The organism is Candidatus Delongbacteria bacterium, from assembly GCA_020634015.1.
In the GTDB taxonomy this organism is placed as follows: domain Bacteria; phylum CAIWAD01; class CAIWAD01; order CAIWAD01; family CAIWAD01; genus JACKCN01.
Genome location: JACKCN010000001.1, coordinates 108,367 through 121,449, shown reverse-complemented (window position 1 = coordinate 121,449; position 13,083 = coordinate 108,367). Strand labels below are relative to the sequence as shown.

The 13,083-nt window shown below is 60.4% G+C and carries 24 protein-coding genes; all 24 read left to right on the top strand.

Annotated features, from left to right (window positions below; all coding sequences use genetic code 11):
• The first annotated feature begins 73 nt into the window (after window positions 1–73).
• The 24 genes from H6678_00625 to rpmD all read left to right on the top strand — a co-directional run bounded on the left by H6678_00625 (window position 74) and on the right by rpmD (window position 13,083).
• Window positions 74–445, top strand: a complete 372-nt coding sequence (locus H6678_00625; protein ID MCB9472296.1) for a 30S ribosomal protein S12 — start codon at window positions 74–76, stop codon at window positions 443–445.
• 54 nt (window positions 446–499) lie between these two features.
• Complete coding sequence (gene rpsG / locus H6678_00620; protein ID MCB9472295.1) at window positions 500–967, top strand: 30S ribosomal protein S7; 468 nt, start codon at window positions 500–502, stop codon at window positions 965–967.
• A gap of 50 nt (window positions 968–1,017) precedes the next feature.
• The gene (gene fusA, locus H6678_00615) at window positions 1,018–3,096 is read left to right on the top strand and encodes an elongation factor G (GenBank protein MCB9472294.1); all 2,079 of its coding nucleotides are present in this window, start codon (window positions 1,018–1,020) and stop codon (window positions 3,094–3,096) included.
• Window positions 3,097–3,345: 249 nt separating this feature from the next.
• Window positions 3,346–4,536, top strand: a complete 1,191-nt coding sequence (tuf, locus tag H6678_00610; protein MCB9472293.1) for an elongation factor Tu — start codon at window positions 3,346–3,348, stop codon at window positions 4,534–4,536.
• A 13-nt stretch (window positions 4,537–4,549) separates the two neighbouring features.
• The gene (rpsJ, locus tag H6678_00605) at window positions 4,550–4,858 is read left to right on the top strand and encodes a 30S ribosomal protein S10 (GenBank protein MCB9472292.1); all 309 of its coding nucleotides are present in this window, start codon (window positions 4,550–4,552) and stop codon (window positions 4,856–4,858) included.
• A 17-nt stretch (window positions 4,859–4,875) separates the two neighbouring features.
• Window positions 4,876–5,493 carry a 50S ribosomal protein L3 gene (gene rplC, locus H6678_00600; protein ID MCB9472291.1) on the top strand — a complete coding sequence of 206 codons (618 nt, stop codon included), beginning with the start codon at window positions 4,876–4,878 and terminating at the stop codon, window positions 5,491–5,493.
• A 9-nt stretch (window positions 5,494–5,502) separates the two neighbouring features.
• On the top strand, window positions 5,503–6,135 hold the full coding sequence (gene rplD, locus H6678_00595; GenBank protein MCB9472290.1) for a 50S ribosomal protein L4: 633 nt from the start codon (window positions 5,503–5,505) through the stop codon (window positions 6,133–6,135).
• Window positions 6,128–6,418: a 50S ribosomal protein L23 gene (gene rplW / locus H6678_00590; GenBank protein ID MCB9472289.1), complete on the top strand. Its 291-nt coding sequence runs from the start codon at window positions 6,128–6,130 to the stop codon at window positions 6,416–6,418. Before rplD ends, rplW begins: the two co-directional genes overlap by 8 nt.
• Before the next feature lie 9 nt (window positions 6,419–6,427).
• The gene (gene rplB, locus H6678_00585) at window positions 6,428–7,255 is read left to right on the top strand and encodes a 50S ribosomal protein L2 (GenBank protein ID MCB9472288.1); all 828 of its coding nucleotides are present in this window, start codon (window positions 6,428–6,430) and stop codon (window positions 7,253–7,255) included.
• A gap of 17 nt (window positions 7,256–7,272) precedes the next feature.
• Window positions 7,273–7,557 carry a 30S ribosomal protein S19 gene (rpsS, locus tag H6678_00580; GenBank protein ID MCB9472287.1) on the top strand — a complete coding sequence of 95 codons (285 nt, stop codon included), beginning with the start codon at window positions 7,273–7,275 and terminating at the stop codon, window positions 7,555–7,557.
• A gap of 19 nt (window positions 7,558–7,576) precedes the next feature.
• Window positions 7,577–7,942, top strand: coding sequence for a 50S ribosomal protein L22 (rplV, locus tag H6678_00575; protein MCB9472286.1), 366 nt, complete (start codon window positions 7,577–7,579; stop codon window positions 7,940–7,942).
• 1 nt (window position 7,943) lies between these two features.
• Window positions 7,944–8,678 carry a 30S ribosomal protein S3 gene (gene rpsC, locus H6678_00570; protein ID MCB9472285.1) on the top strand — a complete coding sequence of 245 codons (735 nt, stop codon included), beginning with the start codon at window positions 7,944–7,946 and terminating at the stop codon, window positions 8,676–8,678.
• A gap of 5 nt (window positions 8,679–8,683) precedes the next feature.
• Complete coding sequence (gene rplP / locus H6678_00565) at window positions 8,684–9,094, top strand: 50S ribosomal protein L16 (protein MCB9472284.1); 411 nt, start codon at window positions 8,684–8,686, stop codon at window positions 9,092–9,094.
• A 9-nt stretch (window positions 9,095–9,103) separates the two neighbouring features.
• The gene (gene rpmC, locus H6678_00560) at window positions 9,104–9,310 is read left to right on the top strand and encodes a 50S ribosomal protein L29 (GenBank protein ID MCB9472283.1); all 207 of its coding nucleotides are present in this window, start codon (window positions 9,104–9,106) and stop codon (window positions 9,308–9,310) included.
• Between the two features lie 9 nt (window positions 9,311–9,319).
• Window positions 9,320–9,577, top strand: coding sequence for a 30S ribosomal protein S17 (gene rpsQ / locus H6678_00555; protein MCB9472282.1), 258 nt, complete (start codon window positions 9,320–9,322; stop codon window positions 9,575–9,577).
• 15 nt (window positions 9,578–9,592) lie between these two features.
• A complete protein-coding gene (rplN, locus tag H6678_00550) occupies window positions 9,593–9,961 on the top strand; it encodes a 50S ribosomal protein L14 (GenBank protein ID MCB9472281.1) in 369 nt (122 codons plus the stop codon).
• Entirely contained in the window at window positions 9,961–10,269 is a 309-nt protein-coding gene (rplX, locus tag H6678_00545; protein MCB9472280.1) for a 50S ribosomal protein L24, read from the top strand. Before rplN ends, rplX begins: the two co-directional genes overlap by 1 nt.
• Before the next feature lie 4 nt (window positions 10,270–10,273).
• Entirely contained in the window at window positions 10,274–10,840 is a 567-nt protein-coding gene (gene rplE, locus H6678_00540; protein ID MCB9472279.1) for a 50S ribosomal protein L5, read from the top strand.
• A gap of 2 nt (window positions 10,841–10,842) precedes the next feature.
• The gene (locus H6678_00535) at window positions 10,843–11,028 is read left to right on the top strand and encodes a type Z 30S ribosomal protein S14 (GenBank protein MCB9472278.1); all 186 of its coding nucleotides are present in this window, start codon (window positions 10,843–10,845) and stop codon (window positions 11,026–11,028) included.
• 16 nt (window positions 11,029–11,044) lie between these two features.
• Window positions 11,045–11,443, top strand: a complete 399-nt coding sequence (gene rpsH, locus H6678_00530) for a 30S ribosomal protein S8 (GenBank protein ID MCB9472277.1) — start codon at window positions 11,045–11,047, stop codon at window positions 11,441–11,443.
• A gap of 16 nt (window positions 11,444–11,459) precedes the next feature.
• A complete protein-coding gene (gene rplF / locus H6678_00525; GenBank protein ID MCB9472276.1) occupies window positions 11,460–11,999 on the top strand; it encodes a 50S ribosomal protein L6 in 540 nt (179 codons plus the stop codon).
• A gap of 14 nt (window positions 12,000–12,013) precedes the next feature.
• Window positions 12,014–12,376 carry a 50S ribosomal protein L18 gene (locus tag H6678_00520; protein MCB9472275.1) on the top strand — a complete coding sequence of 121 codons (363 nt, stop codon included), beginning with the start codon at window positions 12,014–12,016 and terminating at the stop codon, window positions 12,374–12,376.
• A 41-nt stretch (window positions 12,377–12,417) separates the two neighbouring features.
• Window positions 12,418–12,894, top strand: a complete 477-nt coding sequence (rpsE, locus tag H6678_00515) for a 30S ribosomal protein S5 (protein ID MCB9472274.1) — start codon at window positions 12,418–12,420, stop codon at window positions 12,892–12,894.
• Window positions 12,895–12,903: 9 nt separating this feature from the next.
• Entirely contained in the window at window positions 12,904–13,083 is a 180-nt protein-coding gene (rpmD, locus tag H6678_00510; GenBank protein ID MCB9472273.1) for a 50S ribosomal protein L30, read from the top strand.

Below are 13,083 nucleotides of genomic sequence, written 5' to 3'. Positions count from 1 at the left end.
TGCCTGAGGCTCTATTGCATTCAAGATTGAGCTGTGTTAAACTTTGGGCTTGCAAATTTTGGAGGAGAAGAGAGTGCCGACGATCAGCCAGTTAGTACGACAGGGCCGCAAGAAGGCCGTCGTCAAGCAGAACAGCCCGGCTTTGAAGCGTTGCCCCCAGCGTCGCGGAGTCTGCACCCAGGTGAAGACCACCACTCCGAAGAAGCCGAATTCCGCCTTGCGCAAGATTGCGCGAGTCCGGTTGACCAGCGGCATCGAAGTGACTGCCTACATCCCGGGTGAAGGTCACAACCTTCAGGAGCACAGCATCGTTCTGGTGCGTGGTGGTCGTGTGAAGGATCTTCCGGGCGTGCGTTATCACATCGTCCGGGGTGCCCTGGATGCCAGTGGTGTGGACGGCCGCAAGCAGGGCCGCTCCAAGTACGGAACCAAACGCCCGAAGTAAGCGACCGGTCGCTGTCGGGTCAAGTCAGAACCAGAACAACAACGGAATCATCCCATGCGCAGACGCCGTCCCCAGAAACGAGAGATCCTGCCTGATCCCATGTACGGATCGGTCCTGGCCACGAAGTTCATGAACAGCATGATGTACTCTGGCAAGAAGTCAGTTGCTGAGCGTCAGTTCTACAAGGCGATCGACATCGCCAAGGAACGGACCGGGGAAGACGGACTGGAAGTGTTCACCACGGCCATCCGCAATGTCGAACCCGTGCTGGAAGTGAAAAGCCGCCGTGTGGGTGGTTCCACCTACCAGGTGCCTGTGGAAATCCGCCCGGCACGCAAGACGGCACTGGCGATTCGCTGGGTCATCAATTTCTCCCGTGCTCGCGGCGACAAGAACTTCTCGATGCGTCTGGCAAACGAGTTGATCGCTGCCTTCAAGAAGGAAGGCGGAGCCTTCCGCAAGCGCGAGGACGTGCATCGTATGGCCGAGGCCAACAAGGCGTTTGCCCATTTCCGCTGGTAGCACCGCGAGGCACCCCGTGCCTCGCGCCCACGAAAGGCTGTTGAACTGACATGAGTTTCCAGGAAGTTCTCAAGAACACGCGCAACATCGGCATCATGGCCCACATCGATGCCGGCAAGACCACGACCAGTGAGCGCATCCTCTATTACACGGGGCGTGTCCACAAGATGGGCGAGGTCCATGAAGGTGGCGCTGTGATGGACTGGATGGAGCAGGAGAAGGCCCGAGGCATCACCATCACCTCCGCCGCCATCAGCACGTCCTGGAAAGACTATCACATCAACATCATCGACACCCCGGGCCACGTGGACTTCACCGCTGAAGTGGAGCGCAGTCTGCGCATCCTCGACGGCGCGGTTGCCCTCTTCTGTGCCGTGGGCGGTGTCGAGCCCCAGTCCGAAACCGTCTGGCGTCAGGCCGACAAGTACAACGTGCCCCGCATCGCCTTCGTCAACAAGATGGACCGAACGGGTGCGGACTTCTACGCCGTGCTGGATGCCATGCGTACCCGCCTGGGTGCCAATCCCGTGGCCATCACCATCCCCATCGGGGCCGGTGACATCTTCACGGGCCTGATTGACCTGATTTCCATGAAGGCCGTGCTCTACAACGAGCAGTCCATGGGCTCCCTGTTCGAGGAAGTGGACATCCCCGGCGACATGCTGGACATCGCGGCCGAGTATCGCGAGAAGATGCTCGAAGCGGTAGCCGACTACGACGACCAGTTGATGGAAAAATTCCTTGCCGGCGAAGCCATTCCCGACGAGGAAGTGCGGGCCGCCCTGCGTGCCGCTACCGTGGACATGAGCATCGTGCCCACCATGTGCGGCAGTGCCTTCAAGAACAAGGGCGTGCAGCGTCTGCTTGATGCGGTGACGTATTACCTGCCCAGCCCTCTGGATGTCCCGCCCGTCAAGGGGCACCATCCCGACACCGATGCCATCGAAGAACGCTCCTGCGAAGAGAACGCACCCTTCGCGGCCCTGGCCTTCAAGATCCAGACCGATCCCTTCGTGGGCAAGCTGACCTACTTCCGGGTCTATTCGGGCAAGATCAAGACCGGTGATACCATTCTGAATGTGGCCACCGGCAAGAAGGAACGCATGGGGCGCCTGCTGCAGATGTCCGCCAACAAGCGTGAAGACATCGAAGAAGTGCACGCGGGTGACATCGCCGCCGCCATCGGGCTCAAGAAGATTCACACGGGCGACAGCCTCTGCGATATCCAGCATCCCATCGTTCTCGAGAAGATCACCTTCCCTGAGCCGGTGATTTCCATCGCCGTCGAGCCGAAATCGAAGGGCGATCAGGAAAAAATGGGCACTGCCCTCGAGAAACTCGCCGAAGAAGATCCTACATTCCAGGTTCGCACGGACGCGGATACGGGTCAGACGACCATTTCCGGAATGGGCGAGCTGCACCTTGAAATCCTGATCGATCGCATGAAGAAGGAGTTCAAGGTCGAGTGCAATGTGGGCACGCCCCAGGTTGCCTACAAGGAGTCGATCACTCGCTCCGTGGAGCAGGATCAGCGCTTCGTGCGCCAGACCGGTGGTCATGGCCAGTTCGCTCACATCAAGATTCGTGTCGAGCCGAACGAGCAGGGCAAGGGGTATGAGTTCGTCAACGAAATCGTTGGCGGCACCATTCCCAAGGAATACATCAATCCGACTTCCCAGGGTATCCAGGATGCCATGAAGAATGGCGTGCTGGCCGGTTACCCGATGGAAGACATCAAGGTCACCCTCTGGGACGGTGGTTTCCACGAAGTGGACTCCAGCGAAATGGCCTTCAAGATCGCCGGTTCCATGGCGCTCAAGGAAGCGGCCCGCAAGGCCAATCCGATCCTGCTGGAACCGATCATGCGCGTGGAAGTGGTCGTCCCCGACGACTACATGGGAGATGTGATGGGCAACCTCAACTCCCGTCGCGGACGCATCAGTGGCATGGAACCCCGCCGCGATGCCCAGGTGATCCGTGCCACCGTACCGCTTTCTGAAATGTTTGGCTATGCCACGACCTTGCGTTCGATCACCCAGGGCCGCGCAGTCTTCACGATGGAATTCTCCCATTACGAAGAAGCGCCCAAGTCGATCGCTGAAAAGGTCCTGAGCAAAGCCAACAGCTGAACAGGAAACACGGCTTCCTCAGGGACGCCGTGCGACCGGGCCCGGTGATCAATCGGGTTCCGACCTGAACACGCATTGTGCCATCAGCGGCACCACTGCGTGGTGTCCCATCACCCGGAAGGGGTTGGCGACGCACCCGTTGACGACAATTTTCGGTTCCCGGGAGCCTGCACTTCGCCAGATCTGGTGAAAGGGTGCGGAATGCTCTCCGGTTGGAGCCTGAGTGACAGGCAGATAACGGAGTATTCGATGGCGAAGCAGAAATTCGAACGCACCAAGCCGCACGTCAATGTGGGTACCATTGGTCACGTGGACCATGGCAAGACCACTCTGACCGCGGCCATCACCCAGGCCCTGTCCGCTTCCGGACTGGCGGAGAAGCGCAGCTTCGACTCCATTGACAACGCCCCGGAAGAGCGTGAACGCGGCATCACCATTGCCACGGCCCACGTGGAGTACCAGACCGCGAACCGGCACTATGCCCACGTGGACTGCCCGGGTCACGCGGACTATGTGAAGAACATGATCACCGGTGCCGCCCAGATGGACGGCGCGATTCTGGTGGTGGCGGCCACGGACGGCCCGATGCCCCAGACCCGTGAGCACATCCTGCTGGCCCGCCAGGTGGGTGTGCCCAGGATGGTCGTGTTCATGAACAAGGTCGACGCGGTGGACGATCCCGAGTTGCTGGACCTGGTCGAGATGGAGCTGCGCGAGCTGCTGACCGAGTACGAGTTCCCCGGCGACGAGATTCCCATCATCCGCGGCAGTGCGCTGCTGGCGCTTTCCAACCCGGACGACGCCAGCAAGCAGGAATGCATCATGGAGCTCATGCAGGCGGTGGATGATTACATCCCCACCCCCGAGCGCGACCGTGACAAGCCCTTCCTGATGCCCGTCGAGGACGTGTTCTCGATCACGGGTCGCGGCACCGTCGCCACCGGCCGTATCGAGCGTGGCGTGGTGAAGGTCGGCGAGGAACTCGAGCTGATCGGCATGAACAGCAAGGTCAAGACGGTCTGCACGGGCGTCGAGATGTTCCGCAAGCTGCTTGACAGCGGCGAAGCCGGTGACAACGTGGGCCTGCTGCTGCGCGGTGTGGACAAGAAGGCGATCATCCGCGGGATGTGCCTTGTCAAGCCGGGCAGCGTGACTCCGCACACCAACTTCAACGGCAAGGTGTACGTGCTGTCGAAGGACGAAGGTGGACGCCACAAGCCCTTCTTCACGGGCTACCGTCCCCAGTTCTACTTCCGCACGACGGACGTGACCGGTGTGGTGACCCTGCCTGCCGATGTGCAGATGGTCAAGCCGGGCGACACGGTCGAGATTTCCGTGGAGCTGATCAGCCCCATCGCCATGGAGCAGGATCTGCGATTCGCCATCCGCGAAGGCGGCCGCACCATCGGCGCCGGCGTGGTGACCTCGATTTCGAAATAGGAAGGAATTGGTTGTGGCCAACCAGAACATCCGTATCCGCCTCAAGGCCTACGATCACAATCTGATCGACATGTCCACGGAGAAGATCATCCGTACGGCCAGGGATTCGGGCGCATTCATCGCCGGTCCCATTCCCCTGCCTACCCGTCGCACCGTGGTGACGGTGAACCGCTCGCCCCACGTGGACAAGAAGTCCCGCGAGCAGTTCGAGACCCGCATTCACAAGCGTCTCATTGACATTCTGAATGCCACGAACAAGACGATCGACGCCCTGATGAAGCTCGAGCTTCCGGCGGGTGTGGACATCGAGATCAAGTCCTGACGAACGGGAGTCTTCGGATGAGTGCAATCCTGGGACGCAAACTGGGCATGACCCAGATCTTTGACGAGGCAGGCAACTGCGTGCCGGTTACAATGATCGAGGCTGGACCCTGTTTCGTAACACAGAAAAAGACGGCTGAAACCGACGGCTATGCTGCGGTGCAGCTTTCCTTCGGCGAGCTGCGAGCCAACCGGGCCAACCGCCCGATGGCCGGCCATTTCAAGAAGTCCGGCGTCAAGCCCGCCCGCCATCTGCGGGAGTTCGATGCCCCGGCCCTGCTGACCCTCGAGGTTGGTGCACAGGTCAACTGTGATTCGTTCCGCGAAGGCGACATGGTGACCGTGTCCGGTACTTCGAAGGGACGTGGGTACACCGGTGTGATGAAGGCTCACAATTTCGCCGGTTTCAAGGCGAGTCATGGTGTGCACGAGTCGTACCGCGGACCCGGTTCCGTGGGCGCGTCTTCGGACCCGTCCAGGACCTACCGTGGCATGAAGATGGCCGGCCGCCATGGCAACGACCGGGTTTCCGTGAAGAACCTCCGGATCGTGAAGATCATCCCCGATCAGAATCTGATTCTGGTCAAGGGGGCGGTCCCCGGAGCGCGCAATGGCCTGCTGGAAATCCGGAAGTAGGAGAGACCGATGGAACTACAGCTCCACAAGGTGGACGGAACGGCCAGCAAGGAAAAAGTGACCCTTCCTGACGGGCTGTTCAATATCGAAACCCCGAACGAGCACGCGATCTACCTGGCTGTCGTGGCCGAGGAGACCAACTGTCGTCAGGGAACCCGCGCCACGAAGAATCGCAGCCGGGTGCGTGGCGGAGGCAAGAAGCCCTTCCGCCAGAAGGGCACGGGCAATGCCCGTCAGGGTACGCGCCGCGCTCCCCAGATGAAGGGTGGCGGAACCGTGTTCGGTCCCATGCCCCAGACCTTCCACAAGGACATCAACCGCAAGGTCAAGCTGCTGGCCCGTCGCAGTGCCTTCACCCTCGCGGCTCGTGAGAACGGCGTCATCGTGGTTGAGGATTTCAGCTGGGATACCCCGCGTACCAGCGGAATGGCCGGGCTGCTGAAGGCTTTCAAGCTCGACGGCAAGCGTGTGCTGATCCTCACCGGTGCACAGGACAACAATCTGTACCTGTCTGCCCGCAACATCTACAAGCTCGAGCTGAAGCCCGCCGACCAGCCCAGCGTGCGTGACATCGTCAACTGCGATGTGGTCGTGCTGCTGAAAAGCGCGGTCGGCAAGCTGCAGGAGGTCTACGGTGACTAGCAACAAACCGGTTCTCGTGCATCCGCTGCTGACCGAGAAGATGATGGTGCTCCAGGATGAGCGCAATCAGTACGGCTTCGTGGTGGCCAAGGGCTGCAACAAGCTGGAAATCAAGAGCGCGGTCGAGAAGCAGTTCGGTGTCAGCGTCGAGGACGTGCGCACCATGAACGTGGCTGGCAAGCTCAAGCGCCAGGGCAAGTTCGTGGGACGACGCAGTTCCTGGAAGAAGGCCATCGTCACCCTCAAGCAGGGTGACCGCATCGAAATCGTCGAAGGCGTCTAGGAGATCCCGATGGCACTGAAGAAACACAAACCCTACACCCCCTCGACCCGTTTCAAGGTCATGGTCACCCGGGAAGAGCTGTCCAAGGACGGCCCGACCCGCAGCCTGATCGCGCCCAAGAAGCGTACGGGCGGCCGCAACAACACGGGGCGTGTCACCTGCCGCCATCAGGGCGGTGGACACAAGCAGAAGCTGCGCATCGTTGACTTCCGTCGGAACAAGGACGGTATTCCCGCCCGCGTCGCGGCCCTGGAATACGATCCCAATCGCAGCGCCAATCTGGCCCTGTTGTTCTACAAGGACGGTGAGAAACGTTACATCATCGCCCCGCAGGGACTGAAGGTCGACGACTGGATCACCAGCGGAGTCGGCTCGGAGATCAAGACCGGCAACTGCTTGCCGCTCAAGAACATTCCCACGGGTGAAACCGTGCACTGCGTGGAGCTGAAGATCGGCAAGGGCGCCCAGATGGGCCGCAGCGCCGGTACGCGCATCCAGGTGATGGCCAAGGACGGCAACTACATCCTGCTGAAGCTGCCTTCCGGGGAAGTGCGCAAGGTGCATGAGAATTGCCGTGCCACACTGGGCCAGGTGGGCAACAGTGATCACATGAACATTTCATCGGGCAAGGCCGGTCGCAGCCGCTGGAAGGGCATCCGCCCCACGGTGCGAGGCGTGGCCATGAACCCGGTGGATCACCCGATGGGTGGTGGCGAGGGACGCACGAGCGGAGGACGCCATCCGTGTTCACCGTGGGGCCAGCTTGCCAAGGGTTACAAGACCCGCAAGAAGAGCAATCCTTCTGACAAGTACATCGTCCGCCGCCGGAGCAAGTAGACCAGGAGCCTCAGAGAATGCCGAGATCCGTAAAGAAAGGCCCCTTCATCGAAGAGCACCTGGAGACCAAGGCGCTGGCGATGAAGGATCAGCTGAACAAGAAGGTGATACAGACCTGGAGCCGGCGCAGCGTGATTTCGCCAGACTTCATCGGACTGACCTTTGCCGTGCACAATGGGAAGAAGTTCATTCCCGTGTACGTCAGCGAAAACATGGTGGGACACAAGCTGGGTGAATTCTCCCCCACGCGCACCTACCATGGGCACAAGGAGAAGAAGGGTGACAAGAAGGGCAAGCGCTAAGGCGCTGGAAAGGATTCGCATGCACGCCAAAGCGATCAGCCGCAATCTGCGGATCTCGCCGCGCAAGATGCGCCTTGTCGCCAATCTTGTGCGGGGAATGAAAGTCAACGAGGCTTTGATTCAGCTTCAGCTGTCTCCCAAGCGCTCGGCAACCCCGGTTTTCAAGGCCGTCAAATCCGCGGTGGCCAATCTGATCAACAATCAGAGTGCCTCCAGCACCGTCGAAGATCTTGTGATCACCCGGATCTGGGTGGACGAAGGTCCTACACAGAAGCGTTTCCTGCCCCGTGCACACGGACGGGCCACGGTGCTGCGCAAGCGCTCCAGTCATCTCACCGTGGTGGTGGGTGACAACGGGTCCGAAAACAGCGACACGGAGGAGTAGATTGGGACAGAAAGTAAACCCGATCGGCTTTCGGCTGGGCATCAACAAGACCTGGAGTTCCAACTGGTTCGACGAGTCCCATTTCGCCGACAAGTTGATGGAAGATGTGGAGATCCGTCGCTACATCCTCAACCGCAAGGCCTACAAGCAGGCCGGCATCGCCAAGGTCGAGATCCAGCGCCATTCCCGGAACGTGGTGCTGACGATTCACACCGCCCGCCCCGGACTGGTCATCGGCCGCAAGGGTCAGGATGTGGAGCGTCTGCGTCAGGAGCTGAACACCAAGTTCAACGCCACCGTCCAGGTCAACATCCTTGAAATCAAGAAGCCCGAGCTGGTGGCCCAGCTCGTCGCCGATTCGGTCGCCCGGCAGCTGGAAGGTCGTGTATCCTTCCGCCGCGCCATGAAGAAGACCTTGCAGGCCACCATGCGCAATGGGGCCGAAGGCATCAAGATCATGTGCAGCGGTCGTCTGGGCGGTGCCGAAATGTCCCGCCGCGAGATGTACAAGGAAGGGCGCATCCCGCTGCACACTCTGCGCGCGGACATCGATTACGCCCTCTCCGAAGCCCACACCACCTATGGCCTGATCGGCGTGAAGGTGTGGATCTGCAAGGGCGAGAAGTTCGGCATTGACTATGGTGTGCCACGCAGCAATCGCGGACCTGCCGCGCGTCCCGGTGGCGCGCCCGCACCCGCCGCGGCTCCCCGTGGCCCCCGGACCAGGAAAGGGTAAGCAGCATGTTGATGCCAAAGCGAGTCAAACGCCGCAAGCAGTTTCGCGGCAGGATGCGTGGTCTGGCCCATCGTGGTTGCAATGTGGATTTCGGCGAATTCGGCCTGAAGGCCCTCGAATGCGGCTGGATCACAGCGCGTCAGATCGAGGCGGCCCGTATCGCGATGACCCGTTCGATCAAGAGGTCCGGAAAAGTCTGGATCCGCGTGTTCCCGGACAAGCCTGTGTCCAAGAAGCCCCTCGAGACCCGTATGGGCAAGGGCAAGGGCGGACCGGAGTTCTGGGTCGCCGTCGTCAGGCCGGGTCTGATCATGTTCGAGATCGAAGGCGTGAAGCCCGAAGTTGCCCGTGAGGCAATGCGCCTGGCCAGCCACAAGCTGCCGATCCACACCAAGTTCGTCACCCGGGAAATCTAGGGCCTCGCGATGAAAGCCAAAGAACTGAACACATTGGGCCGGGCAGAATTGCTGACCCGACTGAGTGAAGCGGAAGCCGCCATGTCTTCCCTTAACTTCAAGCACGGTACCTCACAGCTGGACAATCCACTGGAGATTCGCCGTGTGCGCAAGAACATTGCCCGCCTGCAGACCCTCGTCCGCGAGATGGATCTGGGCATCCGGAAGGAGAGCTAGGAAATGGCCATGGATGAGCGTGGAATTCGCAAGGTCCGGGTGGGACGGGTCGTGTCAAACAAGATGGAAAAGAGCATCACGGTTGCGGTTGTCCGCAAGGTGAAGCATCCGATCTACAAGAAGTACTTCCAGAGCACGAAGAAGTACATGGCCCACGACGAGACCAACGATGCGCAGATCGGCGACCTGGTGAGCATCACCGAATGCCGCCCGTTGAGTCGCAAGAAGCGCTGGCGGTTGACGGAAGTCATCGAACGCCGCAAGTAACCAGGAGGTGGGCAGATGATCCAGGAAGAGACCGTCCTGAACGTCGCCGACAACACGGGCGCCAAGACCATCAAGTGCTTCCGCATTCTGGGAGGCAGCAAGCGTCGTTACGCCCGCATTGGCGACATCATTGTCGCATCCGTGAAGAAAGCCCTTCCCGGTGGCAATGTGAAGAAGGGATCCGTCGTGCGTGCAGTCGTGGTGCGGACCCGCAAGGAAATCCGCCGTGCGGACGGTTCGTATATCCGCTTCGACGACAACGCGGCGGTGATCATTGATGAAAAGCGCGAGCCGAAGGGCACGCGCATCTTCGGGCCGGTGGCCCGCGAACTGCGCGAAAAGGAATACATGAAGATCGTGTCCCTTGCGCCGGAGGTGTTGTGATGAAGTTGAAAAAGGGCGACAAGGTGGTCGTTCTGTCCGGTGACGACAAGGGCAAGCAGGGCAAGGTCCTGATGGCCATGCCGAGCAAGGACAAGCTGATCGTGGAAGGTGTGAACGTGGTCAAGCGTCACACGAAGCCCAACCAGCGCAACCAGACCGGTGGCATCATCGAGAAGGAAGCCCCGATCGCTGCCTGCAAGGTGGCCTTCGTGGAACCGGGGTCCGGCAAGAAAGCCAAGCTGGGCATCAAGGTTCTCGAGAATGGCAAGCGCGCCCGTTACTCCAAAACCAGCAACGAATTGGTGTAGGCCGATGAGCTACGAACCCCGATTGAAGACCAAGTACCGCGATACGGTACGCGAAGCCCTGAAGAAGACCTTCGGCTACGGCAACATCATGCAGGTGCCGCGGCTGAAGAAGATCGTGCTGAACGTGGGCATGGGCGAAGCCAAGGACAATCCCAAGGCGCTCGAGGCCGTGGTGGATGAGTTGCAGCGCATCACGGGCCGCAAGCCGGTGATCAACAATTCCCGCAAGGCGATCTCGAACTTCAAGCTGCGCGAGAACATGCCGGTGGGCACCTCGGTGACTCTGCGTCGTGATGCGATGTGGGAGTTCCTGGATCGTTTCATTTCGATCTCGGCGCCGCGTATCCGCGACTTCCGCGGCTTGTCCAACAAGTCCTTCGACGGCCGCGGGAACTACAACCTCGGCATCCGCGAGCAGATCATCTTCTCCGAAATCGAATACGACAAGGTGGAGCGGGTCCACGGCCTGGACATCGCATTCGTCACCAGTGCGAATACAGACGAAGAGTGCTACCAGCTGCTGAAGCAACTGGGAATGCCCATTGTCACCCGGAAGACGAAGGAAGCATAAGCATGGCCCGCAAAGCGCTGATCAAGAAATCCCAGGCGACCCCGAAGTTTCAGGTAAGGGCGTACAACCGCTGCCGTCGCTGCGGTCGTCCCCGCGCCTTCATCCGCAAGTTCGGCATCTGCCGAATCTGCTTCCGCCAGATGGCTTCAAACGGTGAAATCCCCGGCGTCGTCAAGTCGAGCTGGTAATCAGGAGTGTGACACCATGCCGGTGACCGATCCCATCGCTGATCTGCTGACCCGCATCCGCAACGCCATCATGGCCGGACGGAAAGTGGTCGACTGTCCTCGTTCGCGCATGAAGGAACAGATTGTGGACATCCTTGTGCGTGAGCATTACCTGCGTGCCTACAAGGTGGTCGAGGAAGGTCCCCAGGGGACCATCCGGATTGCCTTGAGCTACACCCAGGAAGGCCGGAACGTGATTTCCGGACTGCGTCGTGTCTCCAAGCCCGGACTGCGCCAGTATCGCGCTGTGGCAAACCTGCCACGCGTCAAGAGCAACCTGGGCATCGCGATTCTCAGCACCCCCGAAGGCATCCTGACCAACAAGGAAGCCAAGACCCGCAATGTGGGTGGGGAAGTGCTCTGTTACATCTGGTAATTCGAAGGAGGCCACGGTGTCTCGTATTGGACGATTGCCCATTCCCCGCCCTGCGGGAGTCGAGGTCAGCCTGGGCGCAAGCCGGATCTCGGTAAAGGGTCCCAAAGGTGAGTTGGAGCTGACTCTCCATCCGGACATGACGGTCGCGGAAGACGAAGGCAACATCGTCGTCAGCCGTCCCACGGATGAACGCCAGCATCGGGCACTGCACGGAATGACCCGTGCCCTGATCGCCAACATGGTGACCGGAGTGACGGTGGGTTACCGCCGTGACCTGGAAATCCAGGGCGTGGGCTTCGTGGCCGAGATGCGCGGCAGGGTGTTGAATCTGAAGCTCGGCTTCACGCACCTGGTCGTGTTCAACTGCCCGCCCGGGATCAACATCACCTGTCCCAAGAACACCCAGATCGTGATCGAAGGCATCGATCGCCAGCTGGTGGGCGAAGTGGCGGCCACCATCCGCAAGCTGCGTCCCCCCGAACCCTACAAGGGCAAGGGTATCCGCTACAAGGGTGAGTACGTCGAGAAGAAGGCCGGCAAGTCCGGCAAGAAATAGGAACGGGGCACGCCATGAGGAAGCTCAACATTGACAGCCGGGCTCGGCGTCACATGCACATCCGCAAGAAGGTCTCGGGCAGTGCCCTGAAGCCGCGTCTTTCCGTGTTCCGCAGCACGGGCCACATCTACGCCCAGCTGATCGACGACGAGACTGGCGTCACCCTGGTCGCGGCCTCCAGTCTGAGTGCGGACCTGAAGGAATCCCTGGGTTCGGTGAAGCCTTCCGAACGCAGCAAGCTGGTGGGCAAGGCCATCGCCGAGCGCGCCCTGGCCAAGGACATCGACACCTGTGTGTTCGACCGTTCCGGTTACGCGTATCTGGGCAGGGTCAAGGCCCTCGCCGATGGTGCGCGTGAAGGTGGACTGAAATTCTAGCGAAGGGGACGCACACCTTGGAACACGTCAACACCTCCGAGATGAGCCTGATCGAGAAAGTGGTCAAGATCAACCGTACGGCCAAGGTCGTCAAGGGTGGTCGCCACTTCGGGTTCAACGCCATCGTGGTCGTCGGCGACGGCAACGGCCGGGTAGGCTGGGGCCTGGGCAAGGCCCGTGAAGTGGTCGATGCCATCAGCAAGGGCACGGAAATGGCCCGACGCAACATGATCAAGATCGAACTCTCGGGCACCACGCTGCCTCACGAGATCATTGGCAAGTTCGGCGCGGGCAAGGTTCTGCTGCGCCCGGCTTCCGCGGGAACGGGCGTCATCGCCGGCGGCAATGTCCGCGCGGTGATGGAGTGCCTGGGTGTGCATGATGTGCTGGCCAAGAATCTGGGCAGCAACAATCCGCACAACGTCGTCAAGGCAACCTTCGTGGCCCTGACACAGATGGATTCTCCCGCCGCCAAGGCCCGCCGCCTGAACGTGACGGTCAAAGAGCTTTACGAATAGGAGGCCGGGATGAAGCTGAAAATCACCTGGAAGCGCAGCACCATCGGCCGGATCCGCAAGCAGGAAGCCACGATCGAAGCGCTGGGACTCAAGCGTCTGCATCACAGCGTGATCCACGAAGCCACCCCCGAAATCCGGGGCATGGTGAACAAGGTCCAGCATCTGGTGCAGGTCGAGGAAATCGAGTAG

What these genes read in the sequence shown, in the direction of transcription:
- rpsG (MCB9472295.1), top strand. Translation starts at nt 500, where the DNA reads ATGCGCAGACGCCGTCCCCAGAAACGAGAGATCCTGCCTGATCCCATG.
- fusA (MCB9472294.1), top strand. Translation starts at nt 1,018, where the DNA reads ATGAGTTTCCAGGAAGTTCTCAAGAACACGCGCAACATCGGCATCATG.
- tuf (MCB9472293.1), top strand. Translation starts at nt 3,346, where the DNA reads ATGGCGAAGCAGAAATTCGAACGCACCAAGCCGCACGTCAATGTGGGT.
- rplC (MCB9472291.1), top strand. Translation starts at nt 4,876, where the DNA reads ATGAGTGCAATCCTGGGACGCAAACTGGGCATGACCCAGATCTTTGAC.
- rplD (MCB9472290.1), top strand. Translation starts at nt 5,503, where the DNA reads ATGGAACTACAGCTCCACAAGGTGGACGGAACGGCCAGCAAGGAAAAA.
- rplB (MCB9472288.1), top strand. Translation starts at nt 6,428, where the DNA reads ATGGCACTGAAGAAACACAAACCCTACACCCCCTCGACCCGTTTCAAG.
- rpsS (MCB9472287.1), top strand. Translation starts at nt 7,273, where the DNA reads ATGCCGAGATCCGTAAAGAAAGGCCCCTTCATCGAAGAGCACCTGGAG.
- rplV (MCB9472286.1), top strand. Translation starts at nt 7,577, where the DNA reads ATGCACGCCAAAGCGATCAGCCGCAATCTGCGGATCTCGCCGCGCAAG.
- rplP (MCB9472284.1), top strand. Translation starts at nt 8,684, where the DNA reads ATGTTGATGCCAAAGCGAGTCAAACGCCGCAAGCAGTTTCGCGGCAGG.
- rpmC (MCB9472283.1), top strand. Translation starts at nt 9,104, where the DNA reads ATGAAAGCCAAAGAACTGAACACATTGGGCCGGGCAGAATTGCTGACC.
- rpsQ (MCB9472282.1), top strand. Translation starts at nt 9,320, where the DNA reads ATGGATGAGCGTGGAATTCGCAAGGTCCGGGTGGGACGGGTCGTGTCA.
- rplN (MCB9472281.1), top strand. Translation starts at nt 9,593, where the DNA reads ATGATCCAGGAAGAGACCGTCCTGAACGTCGCCGACAACACGGGCGCC.
- rplX (MCB9472280.1), top strand. Translation starts at nt 9,961, where the DNA reads ATGAAGTTGAAAAAGGGCGACAAGGTGGTCGTTCTGTCCGGTGACGAC.
- rplE (MCB9472279.1), top strand. Translation starts at nt 10,274, where the DNA reads ATGAGCTACGAACCCCGATTGAAGACCAAGTACCGCGATACGGTACGC.
- H6678_00535 (MCB9472278.1), top strand. Translation starts at nt 10,843, where the DNA reads ATGGCCCGCAAAGCGCTGATCAAGAAATCCCAGGCGACCCCGAAGTTT.
- rpsH (MCB9472277.1), top strand. Translation starts at nt 11,045, where the DNA reads ATGCCGGTGACCGATCCCATCGCTGATCTGCTGACCCGCATCCGCAAC.
- H6678_00520 (MCB9472275.1), top strand. Translation starts at nt 12,014, where the DNA reads ATGAGGAAGCTCAACATTGACAGCCGGGCTCGGCGTCACATGCACATC.
- rpsE (MCB9472274.1), top strand. Translation starts at nt 12,418, where the DNA reads ATGAGCCTGATCGAGAAAGTGGTCAAGATCAACCGTACGGCCAAGGTC.
- rpmD (MCB9472273.1), top strand. Translation starts at nt 12,904, where the DNA reads ATGAAGCTGAAAATCACCTGGAAGCGCAGCACCATCGGCCGGATCCGC.